13 protein-coding genes are annotated in these 15,877 nt (G+C 24.2%); 6 read left to right on the top strand and 7 right to left on the bottom strand.

The window, feature by feature from the left end:
• Positions 1–32: 32 nt before the first annotated feature.
• The 3 genes from Q346_RS0100300 to Q346_RS03705 all read left to right on the top strand — a co-directional run bounded on the left by Q346_RS0100300 (position 33) and on the right by Q346_RS03705 (position 6,120).
• Positions 33–3,167: a type I restriction endonuclease subunit R gene (locus Q346_RS0100300; RefSeq protein WP_027332558.1), complete on the top strand. Its 3,135-nt coding sequence runs from the start codon at positions 33–35 to the stop codon at positions 3,165–3,167.
• Between the two features lie 78 nt (positions 3,168–3,245).
• Complete coding sequence (locus tag Q346_RS0100295; protein ID WP_027332557.1) at positions 3,246–4,886, top strand: HsdM family class I SAM-dependent methyltransferase; 1,641 nt, start codon at positions 3,246–3,248, stop codon at positions 4,884–4,886.
• Positions 4,879–6,120 carry a restriction endonuclease subunit S gene (locus tag Q346_RS03705; RefSeq protein WP_051521766.1) on the top strand — a complete coding sequence of 414 codons (1,242 nt, stop codon included), beginning with the start codon at positions 4,879–4,881 and terminating at the stop codon, positions 6,118–6,120. Before Q346_RS0100295 ends, Q346_RS03705 begins: the two co-directional genes overlap by 8 nt.
• Here the strand turns inward: Q346_RS03705 and Q346_RS0100285 are convergent.
• The 3 genes from Q346_RS0100285 to Q346_RS03700 form a co-directional block, all read right to left on the bottom strand.
• Positions 6,110–6,574: a restriction endonuclease subunit S gene (locus Q346_RS0100285; protein ID WP_027332556.1), complete on the bottom strand. Its 465-nt coding sequence runs from the start codon at positions 6,572–6,574 to the stop codon at positions 6,110–6,112. The two genes, Q346_RS03705 and Q346_RS0100285, sit on opposite strands and share 11 nt — an antisense overlap.
• A gap of 10 nt (positions 6,575–6,584) precedes the next feature.
• Positions 6,585–7,562, bottom strand: a complete 978-nt coding sequence (gene xerA / locus Q346_RS0100280; RefSeq protein WP_027332555.1) for a site-specific tyrosine recombinase/integron integrase — start codon at positions 7,560–7,562, stop codon at positions 6,585–6,587.
• Between the two features lie 114 nt (positions 7,563–7,676).
• Entirely contained in the window at positions 7,677–8,261 is a 585-nt protein-coding gene (locus Q346_RS03700) for a restriction endonuclease subunit S (protein WP_051521765.1), read from the bottom strand.
• Between the two features lie 242 nt (positions 8,262–8,503).
• Here Q346_RS03700 and Q346_RS0100265 point away from each other — a divergent pair, with 242 nt between their 5' ends.
• The 3 genes from Q346_RS0100265 (at position 8,504) to Q346_RS04220 (ending at position 10,077) form a co-directional block, all read left to right on the top strand.
• Complete coding sequence (locus Q346_RS0100265) at positions 8,504–9,043, top strand: SLATT domain-containing protein (protein ID WP_027332554.1); 540 nt, start codon at positions 8,504–8,506, stop codon at positions 9,041–9,043.
• Between the two features lie 14 nt (positions 9,044–9,057).
• A complete protein-coding gene (locus tag Q346_RS0100260; protein WP_027332553.1) occupies positions 9,058–9,876 on the top strand; it encodes an SMODS domain-containing nucleotidyltransferase in 819 nt (272 codons plus the stop codon).
• Between the two features lie 72 nt (positions 9,877–9,948).
• The gene (locus Q346_RS04220) at positions 9,949–10,077 is read left to right on the top strand and encodes a hypothetical protein (protein ID WP_280513010.1); all 129 of its coding nucleotides are present in this window, start codon (positions 9,949–9,951) and stop codon (positions 10,075–10,077) included.
• Between the two features lie 688 nt (positions 10,078–10,765).
• Here Q346_RS04220 and Q346_RS0100245 read toward each other — a convergent pair.
• Genes Q346_RS0100245 through cypl form a run of 4 tightly spaced genes read right to left on the bottom strand, consistent with a single transcriptional unit; the run spans position 10,766 to position 15,876 of the window.
• Complete coding sequence (locus Q346_RS0100245; protein ID WP_027332552.1) at positions 10,766–12,013, bottom strand: thermonuclease family protein; 1,248 nt, start codon at positions 12,011–12,013, stop codon at positions 10,766–10,768.
• A gap of 32 nt (positions 12,014–12,045) precedes the next feature.
• Positions 12,046–13,794, bottom strand: coding sequence for an ABC transporter permease subunit (locus Q346_RS03695; RefSeq protein WP_051521764.1), 1,749 nt, complete (start codon positions 13,792–13,794; stop codon positions 12,046–12,048).
• Between the two features lie 2 nt (positions 13,795–13,796).
• Positions 13,797–14,546 carry a phosphonate ABC transporter ATP-binding protein gene (locus Q346_RS0100235; protein ID WP_027332551.1) on the bottom strand — a complete coding sequence of 250 codons (750 nt, stop codon included), beginning with the start codon at positions 14,544–14,546 and terminating at the stop codon, positions 13,797–13,799.
• 1 nt (position 14,547) lies between these two features.
• Entirely contained in the window at positions 14,548–15,876 is a 1,329-nt protein-coding gene (gene cypl / locus Q346_RS03690) for an ABC transporter thiamine pyrophosphate-binding lipoprotein p37/Cypl (protein WP_036437799.1), read from the bottom strand.
• Position 15,877 lies beyond the last annotated feature (1 nt).

Raw genomic sequence — 15,877 nt, 5'->3', positions numbered from 1 at the left:
TTCATAAGCTTAATATAAGGGGTTAATTAGTAATGGAAAAAGAATTTAATGAAAAAACAAGAGTTCAATTGCCTGCACTAGTTCATTTAACAAGATTAGGTTATAAATATTTTGGAAAAGTTTCAAAAGAAGATGTTGGGAAAACATATGATGAGGATACCAATATTTTAATCAAAGTTTTTGGAGAACAATTTAAAAAACTAAATCCTAATTTTAAAGGCGACATTAGTCAAATTTTAGCAGAAATTAAACAAGAATTGAATAATGATGATTTAGGTCAAAGTTTTTATAAAAGATTACTTTCAACAAACACAAAATTAATTGATTTTGTAAATATAAACAATAATGTTTATCATTTTACCGCTGAATTTACTTATAAAAATGGGAATGATGAATTTAGACCAGATATAACATTATTTATTAATGGTTTGCCACTTGTTTTTATTGAAGTAAAAAAACCTAATAATGAGGGTGGAATTATTGCTGAAGTTGAAAGAATGAATGAAAAAAGATTTCCAAATCCAAAATTTAGAAGATTTATTAATATCACGCAATTAATGATATTTTCTAATAATATGGAATATTCTGCGCAAAACGGTGTTGTTCCAATTGAGGGTGCATTTTACTGTACTGCTTCAAAAAATAAAGCTTTTTTTAATTCTTTTAGAGAAGATTCAATCAAAAATGATGAATATTTTTATTATAAAAATTATTCATATTTAAATATTAACTCTGATGTTGAAAAACAAATTTTAAGTGATTTTAATAATTCAGAATTAAATACTGAAAAAGAATATAAAACTAATTTAGACATTCTTACTCCAACAAATAGAATAATCACTTCTTTGTGTAATCCTGAAAGGCTTTTGTTTTTAATTAAATATGGTATTGCATATGTAAATTCAACAAAGGAGGTAGATGGAAAAATAGTTTCTATTTATCAAAAACACATCATGAGATACCAACAAATGTTTGCAAGTTTTGCAATTAAAAAAAGTCTTGATAAAGGAATAAAATCTGGAATTATTTGACATACTCAAGGTAGTGGTAAAACTGCTTTGTCATTTTTTCTTGTGAAATATTTAACAGATTATTTTGCAAGCAAAAATAAAGTAGCAAAATTCTATTTCATTGTAGATAGATTAGACTTATTAGAACAAGCAAAACAAGAATTTGATGCAAGAGGATTGAGTGTTAAAACTGCTGATAATAGAGATGAATTAATGCAACAATTTCGAACTAGTCATTCTATGGAAGGCAATAGTGGAAATTTGGAAATTACAGTTGTAAATATTCAACGTTTTAAAGAAGATAATACCAATGTGGATTTACCTAAATATGCAACGAATTTACAAAGAATATTTATTGTTGACGAAGCACATAGAGGTTATAAACCAGAAGGTAGTTTTTTGAGTAATTTATTTAATGCGGATATCAATTCAATTAAAATCGCTTTAACAGGAACACCACTTTTAAAAGAAGAAAGAGCTTCATGAAAAGTGTTTGGTGACTACATTCACACTTATTATTATGATAAATCAATAAGAGATGGATATACATTGAAAATTATTCGTGAAGATATTGAAACATCATATAGAGAAAAACTAACTAAAATTTATGATGAATATAATCTCAAAATTCAAAAAAAAGATATTACAAAATCTCATATCATAGAACATACTAAATATGTTAAAGAACTTACTAAATATATTATTGAAGATTTAAAAAAGTTTAGATTACTTCATGATGATAATACACTAGGCGGAATGGTTATTTGTGAAACTAGTGAGCAAGCAAAAAAGATTTATAGTATGTTTAACAAAGTACAAGAAGAATTAAATGTTAATTCTACATCTCCATCTTATTTCAGGGCAGGCTTGATACTTCATAACTATGAAAATAAAGATAGTAGATCAAAAGTTATTACAGATTTTAAGAAAAACTTTACAATCGATATATTGATTGTATTTAATATGTTATTAACAGGATTTGATGCACCAAGATTAAAAAGATTATATTTTGGAAGAAAATTAAAAGATCATACTTTATTACAAGCAATAACACGTGTTAATAGACCATATAAAGATAATAAATATGGATTTATTATTGATTTTGCCGATATCAAGAAAAACTTTGATGAAACTAATGCTGCGTATTTAGAGGAACTTGAGAGATTTAATGAAATTGATAAAGATAGAATAATTAATACTTATAAATATGTTTTAGAAGATCACGAGGAATTAATTTCTCAAGTTGAGAATACAAAAGAATTTTTATTTAAATTCAATACAGATAATTTAGAAATTTTTAGTGATGAAATTTCGCAAATTACAAACAAGAAAGAATTATTAGAATTAAAAAATTTTTTAGTTTCTGCAAAAAATGTTTTTAACATTGTAAGATCTTTTGGCGATAAGGAATTGAAAGAAAAATTTAACACAATAAAAATAGAAAATATATCACAAATGATTTCTGAAGTTAGTCATCGAATTAATATTATTAATTTAAGAATGGCGATTGAACAAAATGAAAATATTAAACAAATAATCAATGAAGCAATGTTGAACATTGAATTTAATTTTAAAATAAGATCAAAGGAAGAATTAAAAATAATATCTCAATACGATTTTAAAGATAAATACGAAAAAGTTCTATCTGCTTTTAATGAAAATATTGATAAAAAAGACCCTGAATTTATTCAAATTTGAGATTTGTTTTGACAAAGATTTAAAGAAAAAAATTTCACTATAACTTCTGTGCAAGAATATAATGAAAATTTAAAATATTTAGACTCAGTCATAAAAACATTACAAGAGTTACAACGAAAAAATGAAACTTTTTACGACAAGTACAATGAAGATTCAAAATTTGTAAGAATTCATAAAAGAATAAAGGAAGAAAATAAAAAAAGAGAAAATAAATTTCTTAACCCTATTATTTCAAATAAGGATACAAAAATTCAAAATGTTCTTTTTGCTGTTAAAGAAGATATAGATAAACAAATTTATAATAGAAGTGATATTTTAAAACAAGATGAATATTTTAAAGGAAAGGTAATAAAGGCTTTGGTCTTCGCATTAGAAAATCAAAATATTGATTTTGAACAAGATGATATGTTGTTTATTGCAGATAAAATTAAATTTGAATATTTAAATCAATATAATTAAATATAAAACTTAATTTAATAATATGTATTAATCGAAAACACGAAATATTAATTGTTTATATCTCGTGTTTTTGTTTATATGGAGGTTATTTTGAACTTACAAGTAAAAGAAAAAACAATTAAACTAATTGATGAATTAAAATCAATATGCCAAATTTATGGAATGGGGAATGATGGTAATGAATATAAAATCATTACTCAAATTTTTCTTTATAAATTTATCAATGATAAATTTGGTTATGAAATTAAAAAAGTAAGTAATAAATTAAAAAATTCACAAAAATGAGATGAAACTTATAGTCAAATGGATGAAAATTCTAGGCTTAAATTATTATATAAATTAGATGATGTGCCCAAACTTGATCCTGAACATCTTATTTTCAATCTATGAAATCAACAAACCAAAGATAATTTTGCTGAAATTCTTGATCAAACAATGGTTGATATAGCTCTAAAAAATCAGGATATCTTTTTTATGCAGACATCACAAAATACTAGAATTCCTATCTTTGAAAAATTAACCATATTTGTTACTGATGAAAATGAACGTTCAAATTTTGCAAGAGCTTTAATTGATAAATTAGTGAATTTTTCATTTGAAGAAGTTTTCGATGAACATTATGATTTCTTTTCTTCAATATTTGAATATTTAATTAAAGACTATAACACAAATGGTGGTGGAAAATATGCTGAATATTATACACCTCATTCAATTGCTACTGTTATGGCTAAATTATTAGTTGGTGATAATAAAAATCTTCATAATATTGAAATTTATGATCCTTCAGCTGGTACAGGTACCTTACTTATGGCTCTTTCACATCAAATAGGCGAAGACAAGTGCACAATATTCGCACAGGATATTTCTCAAAGAAGCAATAAAATGCTTAAATTAAATCTTATTTTAAACGGCTTAATTTCGTCATTAAGTCATGCTATTCAAGGCGACACATTAGTAAATCCATATCATAAAAGTGATAATAATGAAGATTTGAGACAATTCGATTTTGTGGTTTCAAATCCTCCTTTTAAAATGGATTTTTCTGAAAATAGAGAAAAATTAGCGGCTATGCCTGCAAGATTTTGAGCTGGTATTCCTAATATTCCAAAAACTAAAAAAGAAAGTATGGCAATTTATACTTTATTTATTCAACACGTTATAAATTCTTTAAAATCTAAAACTGGAAAAGGAGCAATTGTGGTTCCTACTGGATTTATTACATCTAAGTCTGGTGTAGAAAATAAAATTTTAAAAAAAATCGTAGAAGATAGAATTGTATCTGGTTGTATAAGTATGCCATCAAATGTGTTCGCAAATACAGGAACTAATGTATCTGTTTTATTTTTCGATAACGCAAGAAATCATGACAAAGTTATATTAATTGATGCTTCAAAGCTTGGAGAAGATTATCAAGATGGAAATAATAAAAAGAAAAGACTCACAAATGATGATATTAATTTAATTATTAATACATTTAACAACCAAGAAGCAGTGAGTGATTTTTCTATTGCTGTTACTTATGATGAAATAAAAGAGAAGAATTACTCTCTTTCAGCGGGTCAATATTTTGATATAAAAATTGATTATATAGAAATGACACCTGAAGAATTTCAAGAAAAAATGAAACAATACAAAAAAGAATTGAAAGAATACTTTGCAGAAGGAGAAAAGTTGCAAAAAGAAATTATGGAGCAACTTGAAAATTTAAAATATGAGTAAAAAATACATTATGGAAGAAGCATTAGAATATATTATTGATTACAGAGGAAAAACACCAAAATCATCATTGCAAGGTATACCAACTTTAAGTGCTAAATCAGTTAAAAATAATTTTATTGATTATTCTAAATGCTACTATATCTCAAAGGAAGAATATGATAAATTTATGATTAGAGGTTTCCCTAAAAAAGGAGATATACTATTGACTACGGAGGGTCCATTAGGACAAGTAGCAAAATTAGATAGGGAAGTTGTAGCTGTAGCTCAAAGATTATTAACTTTAAGAGGAAAAGAAAAAATTTTAGATAATGATTTTTTATTGTATTTTTTGCAATCAAAAAAAGGCCAATCATTATTAAAGGTTAGAGAATCTGGGAGCACGGTGTCAGGAATAAGACAATCCGAATTTAGAAAAATAATTATTGATCTCCCAGAATATAAACTTCAATTAAAACTAGTTCATATTTTAAAAGTTATAGATAATAAAATATATTTAAATAAAAAGATAAACGATAATTTATTTAATCAATTAAGTACATTATATAATTACTGATTTATTCAATTTGAATTTCCAAATAATAACTTTAAGCCTTACAAGACTAATTTTGGAAAATTTATTTATAATGAAATTCTAAATAGAAATATTCCTGATAATTGGAAAGTTGAAACGCTACTTAACAATTCAATTTCTTCGATAATAAAACCCGGTATAGAAAAATTTAAGTATAAAACTTATTATGCAACTGCTGATATAAATAACAAAAATATATCTGAAGGAAGCAAAATTGCATATAATAATCGCAAAAGCAGAGCTAATATGCAACCTATTAAAAATTCAGTGTGATTTGCTAAAATGAAAAATAGCATTAAACATTTGTTTGTTACAGATAATATGAGTTTTATGATTAATGATGGTATTTTGTCTACAGGTTTTTATGGCTTAAATTGTAATGAATTATCTTTTGAATACATTTCATCCTTCATATTAAGTCCATATTTTGAAATTAAAAAAAATATTCTATCTCATGGAGCTACACAAGAAACCATTAATAATGATGATTTAAACTCTATTAACATACTAATTCCTGATAAAGAAACTTTGTTAAAATTTCATAAAATAACAAACCCAATTTATAAGAAAATTACTGAAAATATTTGTTCAAACAGGAAACTTCAAGAAATTAGAGATTTTCTTCTCCCATTACTTATGAATGGACAAGTAATTATTGAATAAATGCTAAATTATCGTTTATCTTACTATTTACAATAATTTTGTTATCAATTGAATTTAATAAAATCAAAATTTTCTTTTGAATGACTAAATCAGGTATAACAATAGAGGCATTATAATATGAATCTAATGTCATTTTTGGTTGTGTTGTCCCTGAAGTTTTTGAAGATAAATTTATTGATTTTAAACAAAAATATAGGTATTTTGGGTATACCAATTCAGTATTTATTTCTGCATAGTACATATTGTCGGATGCTCAAAAATTATGATTTGCATACATAATGTTAGATAAAGTCCCAACTCTTGGTAATAAAACACTTTCTTTATTAAACAAATGTTGATTTACATATGCTATTATTCCGCTTGATGAATAAACAGGAATATTTCCATTATTTAATTTTTTATAATCTTTACCGGTTTTTAATCTTAATAATTCTCTAAGTTTATACTTTTTCATTTAATTGTTCCTATCCTATATACTTTTGATGCGCTGTTTTTACATTGCTTTGTTTAACCATTGCATATTTTAAAGTAGTATCTATTTTTTCATGACCTAAAAGTTTTTGAACTTGTTCTATAGGCATCCCTTTATCAATTGCTATAGTGGCAAGAGTTCTTCTAAATTTATGGGGGTGCACTTTTTTTATATTCAATTTTTTGCCTATTTTTTTAAGTATACATTCTATTCCATTTATCCCAATTCTATTATATGGTGATTTTAACCCAACAAATAAAGCTTTATTTGTATCTTTTCTTGAATCTAAATAATTTTTCAAATGAATTTTCGTTCTTGCATCAAAATATACTATTCTTTCCTTATTTCCTTTACCAGTTACCAAACATTCTCTTTCATTAAAATCAATATCTTCTATATTTAATTTTACCAACTCTCCCACTCTCATTCCTGTTGAAGCTAAAATATCTATTAAAGCTAAATCTCTATAATTCTCCACATTATCTCTCATTATTTCCAATTCTTCATCAGAATAAGTTTCTTTTAAAGTAATAGGAGATTTGACTTTTTTTATTCTTCTTACAGGACTTTTAACAATATAATTTTCATCTTCTAATCATGAAAAAAAACTAGATAATATTCTTCTAATATTATCTATAGTAACTTTGCTAGATTTATTTTGTTCTTGATAATTGGATAAGTAATTTCTTAAATCGCTTGTATCTATTTCATTAATTGATTTAGATAAATAAGCCAGCATTAGATTAATTGTAGAAAAATAATATTTAATTGTATTTTCTGAACAACCTTCTAATTTTTTTGAATCTATAAATAACGATACCAATTGTTCATTCGTTTTTGTTTTGTCTTCTGTACCATCAAATATTGTTATTAATTCAAATTGCAATGTATTTTCAAGCATTTTTAACTGTTTATTGTTCAATGTATTTTGCATTTTTTGAATTATTTTTTTTATAATTTTGTCTTTCATTGTTTAATTCTCCAAATAATAATTAAAATTTAAGACTTTTGTTTTTTATCGATGTCTTAAAATAATTTATTTTAGTTTTAAATTATTTTAAATAAATAAACGATAATTTAGCATTTATTCAATAATTACTTGTCCATTCATAAGTAATGGGAGAAGAAAATCACGAAGTTTAACTAGTCTTTCTATTTCTCTTGTATTATTAGAAATATTATTAAATAAAGGTTTAACAAAATTATTAAATTTTTTTAATTCAGCCTTTGTTGGTATGTAAATCTTCTTGTTTCTTAAAAAATCTTTTTGCAAATGTTTTAAGCCTGTTCCTTGAAAATATTTTTTATTTAATTCTTCCTTAGTTGTTGATAATAGTAGATATAAATAATCTGTCATATCATTTTTTGAATAAATGCATCATGTATCAGTTGAATATGCAGATTTACCTATATAAAATTTGACATCTGCATTACCACCAGTATTAAGAAAGCAATATCTACCATTTACGAAATATTCCTTTCATTTTAATATTGAAGCCCCACTGGTAAAAAAAGGATATTTACCATTACAATTTTTAGCATCACTCACTTGAACTTTTGATTTGTCTGCTTCAAAAATAATATCATCTAATATTCCGTTTGGAGTTTTTTTGAAAAAGTAATTCATATAAATATCTTGAGCCATATTTGCTAAATTATCGTTTATCATATTGTTTTTATCTTTTATTTAATGAAAATAGTTATTTTTTATGATATTTATATAAAAAAATTGAAGTTTTAACTTCAAAATTAAAAATTTATTTAAAAATTTTTTTAATATTAATTAAAAGTCTTCTAATTCTATATTAATTAGAATTCAAATTGTTCTTAATAATCTATAAAAATATTAATTATATTAAAATCAAATTTATAATAAAGATGAAGGAATTATTTATATATTAGGAGGCATATTTGAAGCAACAAGAAAATTATATTAGAGAAACTTTTATGAGTGTGGTTTGAACTCACAAAATACAAGAAAAAGCAGCAGATAAACTTCTTCAAAAATATAAAATTTTTGAATTTTTTAGGGTTGTTTGCGATACATTGATAACAATAGGTATAACAACAATCATTTTTACCAATGAATTCTATATAAAAATAATTTCAGCAATAATAACTGGAATTAGTTCAACAATTGGTTTAATTTTTCGTTCTTTTGATATTCCAAATAAAATTTATAAACACAAACAAACTGCTAATTTACTTTTAACAGTTAGAGAAAGATTGAAATTATTATTATTAGAAATTAAATTGAAATACAAATCAACATCTCAAATAAAAAAAGAATATGAAATATTACTAAAAGAATTACATGAAATATACAAATCTGCCCCAAATACCACAAAAAGTGCTGTAAAAGAAGCAAGTAAATCTCTTAATATTATAAAAGATAATGAATTCAAACAAGATGAAATTAATATCAATTTACCTGATAGTTTAAAAAAATAAAGGAAATAATAAAAATGAGAAATTTAATTGATAATTGTTCAATAAATTTAGAAAAAAGAACAAAAATTTCAAATCGTTACAAACAAATAACAAAAGCCATAAACAAAGAATTTTGAAATTCTTTAAGCGAAACGAATAATAGTTTATATGTTGGTTCATACGGTAGGAATACTGCTATTTCTTCCAGCGACATAGATATACTAGTTATTCTTCCAGCAAAAGAATTTGATTGAGCAAATAATCTTAAAGGAAACTCTCAGTCTCGTTTATTGCAAGCAGTAAAATTGGCAATTAAAGACGCATATTCAACAAGCGAAATAAGAGCAGATGGACAAATAATTAAAATCAATTTTAGAGATGGAATTGTATTTGAAATTTTGCCTGCTTTCGAACAATTTGATAAAAGTTTTGTGTACCCAGACACAAATAAGGGTGGTAAATGAAAAATAACAAATCCAAGAAAAATACAAGAAGCAATGAAAGAAAAAAATAAAATGTCTAATGATTTATTAACATTTACTTGCAAAATCATTAGGATTATTAAAGACAAATATTTTCAAAGCTATAAATTATCGGGAATAGTTATAGATAGTTTTGTGTTTCATTCAATTGATCAATGACGTTTTTTGCCTTCTTATTGTGTACCAAATATTAATTTTGAAATTTATATAAATCATTTGATAACAATATTTGAACAAAATTATTGAAAATGATACATAAATGGCTTAGAAACACCCGGAAGCAAAGAATTAGTAGATTTTGAAAATAGTTCTTCTTGTCTTGGGAAAGTACTTCAATTTTGATATGATAAAGCTCGAAATCATAATTTTTAATAAATGATAAATTAATCTTCAACATAAAAAAATGAAATATTTATAATTTATGTTTTTTGTATAGGAAAATATATGAAACAGTTAAAACAGCATGAATGACTCGAACTGTTTTCAAGTTATCATCATTATAAAAAAGTTTGATTGCAAAAAATGATTTTGAAATTAAATTTCTTTCAATCAAAAGAATTAGCTTTTCGATAAAAAATTCAAAGAACTGAAAAGGTATTTTATTAGAAATTACAAAATACATAATTTAAGTATGACTAATTTAGAATCTCAAACAGGTAAATCTTATAAAAAAGCAAGAACATAGAGGACCTAAAAGAAAAAATATAACTCCAATTGAAATTGTAAACTAGGACACACTTTGGGTGTGTTTTTTATTAAAATTAAAAATAAATTATGTTCTTAAACAACACAATTTAGTAAATTAATTTCCCGAGTTTCCAAGTTGAATTTACTAAAAAAACATAAACATCTATAAATAGGGAGTTTAAAAAATTTTATTATTAAAATTAGACACATAGAAAATGCCTACAAGCAAAAAAAGCAGTGATTTTTTGTTTAAAACAATAAAATAATTATGACATAAACGAAATTTTTTATTCTTTTTTAATAAATTTTTGAACAAAATAAAAAATTTTTAAATTAATTTTCATTTTTTGTTTTGATTTTTTATGTAAGTAATGATACTTAAATAAAAGGTTAATTCCCCTATAAATAAGTACTTTATCATTGAAAATGGCATTCAACTTGGAAACTCGGGAAAAAATATAACTCCAATTGAAATTGTAAACTAGGGCACACTTTGGGTGTGTTTTTTATTAAAATTAAAAATAAATTATGTTCTTAAAAAACATAATTTAATAAATTAATTTAAATTTAAAATTTAATTTTCTGGATTTTTAAAAAATACATTAGCTATATCATCAATTCAAAAACCTACTTGGTTGTTTTTTGCTTCATTTTGTGCGGCAACAATAAGATCATAATATGTTTTTTCTAAATCAGTTTTTGCATAAAAAATAGATTCAGGAACCAAATCAATATATTGTACTCTGGATAAACCTAAACTAACCATTCTTTTCCCTCACTCATCATTTAAGTTTTCGCTAGAATTACTAAAAAATAGGCCAATTCAACGTCCATAATAGCCATTATTTATTTTTTTAAAGTAAAATACTCCACCATTTTCTATAAAAAATTCATTAAAAGTTTTTTTGGCCATTTCTGCTCATTGAGCTTCATGAATTGCTAGTTTTTGATTTGGATTATTTGGTTTTTTAGTTTCGGGGGTATCTGTTCCTCTAGTTCTATATGCTGTTATAGAACCAATTTTAATTCCTTCAGCCCGTGCTTCTTCTACTTCTGGATACTTTTCTATATTATTTTCATCAATATATTTGATTTTATAAATAGTATCGCCGTCTGCTACTATGTTATCTTGATTATATTCTAAAGTATATGAATAGCCAGTAGGCAAAATGTTTTCATTACTTTCGTTATCCCTAATTAAATAATTTTTTCAATAATTAAAAATTTGTGCTCTTAAATTAGTAAGAATTTCTAAATTTGGCGCAATTAGAGAAATTCCGTCATTTATGTCAAAAAGATTCAAAATCAAAGCGTTCATTTGATTAACATTGGCTATTAGTTTATCATAGAGATTTTTCTTTTGATTATAATTAATGTCATTAGAATCTAAATCTACATTGATAAAATGCTCATAAAGATTTTGTAAATTTTGTTTTTGTCTATATAAGCTAGTTCACATCGTAGCAATTTCTGAATTATAAATATCACTTTGCTTGTTAAATACTAAATTTAAATTATGCCAAATTTGATTAATTCTTCTTTGATTATATTTCATTGTTAAAGAATCAACATTTTGGCTTTTATTTAAAGCATCATCAATAAAATTGATGAGGTTGTTGATTTGTTTATTTAAATCGTAATTTTCCAAGTTTTCTTGAAAATTAATTACTTTTGTTTTTGTTGTAGTTAAGAAATTAAAATACTCAGTTCTTATTTCTTTATTTTTATCATCTTCTTGTTTTCGACAAGAAATAGCAACTGGAATAAGTAACGTACTTAAAATAGGACTAAATTTAAAAAAGAAAGATTTAATTTTTTTCATAGTTTAATTATATCTTTTAAGAAAAAAACACCTTAAATAAGGTGCTTTTTTCAAATCATATGACTAAAAATTTTAGTCTTTGTAAGATTTTTAAATGATAATCAAGTTATCTCTTGTTTCATAATTTTTTTAATTAAATTTAAAAATGCATTTGTAAATAAAATCATAAAAGTTGCTATTCAAACATAAGCCATTGCTGTTTCTGGTCTAAAAGCTTGTGTGTCTAAATAAAAACTAATTTGTGTTCCAATAATTAAATTACCCCTTGATAAAGCACTATAAGTAATAGAATTACGCAAGCAAATATCGAAAGTTACACATAATAGAGAAAAAAAATCATATTTAATTGAAGGCAGAACAAAGTGAAAATAAATTTTGATTTTTGATCAACCCATCATTTTTAAATTATTAATTTGTGCTTGTTCTAAATTATCCACACTTTCTCATAATTGTTTTACCAGTGCTGTTGTTTCATTTATAGATAAAATAATTAATAAAAGAGCAATTGGCGAATTAAAAATTGGATTAAAAATGTAAAAAATGGCTAAAGTTGGCATTGCTCTTCAAAATAAATTAATAAATCTAGTAAAGAAAATTATGTAATTATTACTTGTTTTAAAAGCTAAAAAAGGCAAAACTATAGTTGTTAAAAAAATCACTAAAATAACTATAAGAAAGGCAAAAGCTAAAGACTGAAAAATAAAATAAAATGGATTAGTTTCATTTTTATTTAAATCAAAATGACTTCAATTAGGGTTTCAAAAACTTTTTAAAAATCTTTGCGCAATTTCGAAATTTAGTACATTCCAATTCAAAGTAATTAACACATAAATACTAAAAACTGCAATGATTAGAAAAAGCACAATTTTAAAATAAGTTTTTCAATTATGAAAATGAAAAATTTTTGACTTGATTTTTTTCATTTCATAATTTTTACTTTTATTTTCAAAAACTATTTTTTTTAATCAAATATTAATTAATTCCAAAAGAAAAATAAAACTAATTAAAACGCTTAATGGAATTCCTAATTCATTAAAACGGTAACTATTTTCTCCTGCATATTTAATTAAAACTCCAATTCCACTTACTCCTAAAGTAGCCAAAATTGAAGCTCAACGCATATTTGATTCAAAAGAATAAAGAAATAAAGCAACAAATCGATTAATAATTAAAGGTCAAATTTGTTTATAAAAAGCATTTAACCTGCTATTGCCCTGATTTAAAGCAATATAAAAACTTGACCAATCTAAATTTTCTAAAATTTCTAAATAATATTTGTGTAATCAAAGCCAAGAAAATCAAGCAAAAATTGCAAATAAGGCAAGTTCTGCATTTAAAAATTTAGTAAAGAAAGCAATAAAAACTAATTCAGGAAAAGCTCTTAATAATAAAAGAAAACTTTTTATCAATCAATTAATTTTAATAGGAAAAATATTTTTAGAACTAAGGCTTGCAGTTAAGCATGCAAAAAGAAAACCGATAAAGGTACCAACAATTGCTGTTTTAATAGTTAAATATAATAATTTGAAACTATAAAAAGTTAAATTACTTACATAATAAGTACTAAAATTATCAAATTGAAATAATTTAGTAATTGATTTTTTAAATTCAATTGCTCCATATTCATTAAAAGATCAATTTTCTTGAGCGATTAAAAGGAAGAATATTAAAAGGAGTAAACAAATAAGAAGGTGTTTAAAAATTGGTCTTAGTTTGAAAGTGGTACTTTGATTTTGCCCTTGATATTGATAATAAAAAAATTTTTTAATTTTTTGTTTCATGATTATTTAATGTAATCTTGCAATTGTTTTAAATTTAGGTTTTCTACTTCAGAATCTAAAATTAATTTCCCTTTTGACAAAATTAAAACTCGATCAAAATAATCATTAATCAAGGATAAATCATGAATATTGACAATTGTTGTAATTTGATTTTCCTTAGTAATCTTTTGTAAAATATTTAATACTTCATTGGCAGTTTTAAAATCTAAACTAGCAGTTGGTTCATCTGCCAAAATAATTTTGCTTTCTTTAATTAACAATTTAGCAATTTCTACTCTTTGTTGCTGTCCACCACTTAATTCATCAATTCTAATAAAAGTTTTATCTAAAATATTTAATTTTTCTAATGCATTATAAATAGCTTGTTTTTGTTTTTTATTCAAAATCCCTAAAAATTGAAACAATCTATTTGAATAATTATTAACTATGTTTCTTTTAATATTGATATAAACATTGTCAAAGGCAATTAGATTAGGTTTTTGGGTTAAAAAACCAATGTTTTGCAATTCATGACGTCATTTACTTTTTTTAAAATTATTAATGTTTTCATTAAAAAGTTTAATTTGTCCACTAATTGGTTTTAAATTTCGAACAATGGCTTTAAAAATGGTGCTTTTACCAACTCCAGATTGACCAATTATTGCTACCATTTCGCCAGCTTTTAATTCAAAATTTAAATTAGAAAGCACATTTTGTCCGCTTTTAGGATATTTTAAATTAACATTTTCAAATTTAATTACTGATTTAGGCATATTAGTTAAGTACTAAAGAATGTTCTCTACCTTCAGCTTTATGTTGTTGTGCAAGATATTTTTTAAATTCTTGTAAAGTGGTAGCTTTAAATAAGTTAAAACCTGTAAAAATACCATATGTATTTTGTTCTTTGGTTAAAGAAGCTAAAACCTGTTGCATAATTTCATTTTGTTTAGCATTCATTCCTCTTCTAGCAAACATTATGTCATATGGTGCTCAATCAGTAGTTGTCATTACTCTTACTACATCATTGGTTTCACTATCATATGCTTGTTTTGCAACAAAATTAGTAGGTTTGAATAATTCAGTTCCTCAAGATTTAGCAGTTCAGTTAAATGAACCATTGTCATCAAATGCAATGTGATAAACTTTTCCATTTTCTTGACTTTTACCTAAAGTTCCTGAAACATCATTACCTTTTAATACATTTGGATTATTATCTTGAATAAAGTATTGATGTACTTCTGCTAATGGTTTATTGAAATGTTTTGCTAAACGGTTAATTTGATATTTATAAGCTCCACCAGAACTTGTCTTTTTGAAAGTAATTCCAAAAGCAACAAATTGATCTCAATTACGAGCATCTCAGGCTGCTTTAATCTTATCTCTTGTTGCTTTATTTCCTGAAATTAAAATTGAACCTGAATAAAAATCAATGGTGTCATCAGCATAAAATACTGCATATTTTGAACCGTCAAATTTTAATCTTGAATCATCATCTTTTCAATCAGGAAATTCCCCATAAGCTTTGAATTGTTGCTCATTTTCATTTTGGGCTTGCAAGTCAAAGTATGATTCTTCAGTGTGTGCAATATATGCATCCTGATTATTTTCTTTTGGAGTTCAAATGAATCTTAAAGTTGAAGTTTGCACAGTTAAAGGTAAATTAAATTCTGTTAATTCAGCTTCATTTTTAATTTCCTCTGCAAATGTGTGATAAGGTAGAATTCCAAAGTCAGCATCTAATTTATTTGATTTTAAATCTTGCAATAATTGACTTTTACTGTATTCGCCATTAATTGAAATAGTTACATCAGGTAAAGAAGCTAATTTTGGATCTTTATTTTTGATTTCATTAAATTTAGCAGTAACTAATTTTAAAAATTCAGTTTCAATTTTGGTTCCTTTAAAACCTGGATTAATTCATCCATTATTGATTACTAAATTTTTGTCTCAATTTTTAAGTGAATCATCATTAGTTTTTTTAAGTGAATCATCATTAGTTTTTTTAAGTGAATCATCATCAGTTTTTTCTGTCTTTTGGCACCCAGCACTAATTAAAGCTAATGGTGATAAAAATGTTAAAGGTAAAAATGCTAATTTTTTCATA

Source organism: Mycoplasmopsis gallinarum DSM 19816 (assembly GCF_000621085.1).
In the GTDB taxonomy this organism is placed as follows: domain Bacteria; phylum Bacillota_I; class Bacilli_A; order Mycoplasmatales; family Metamycoplasmataceae; genus Mycoplasmopsis; species Mycoplasmopsis gallinarum.
Note: the sequence above shows the minus strand (reverse complement) of the source record. Positions and strands in the feature narration are given on the sequence as shown.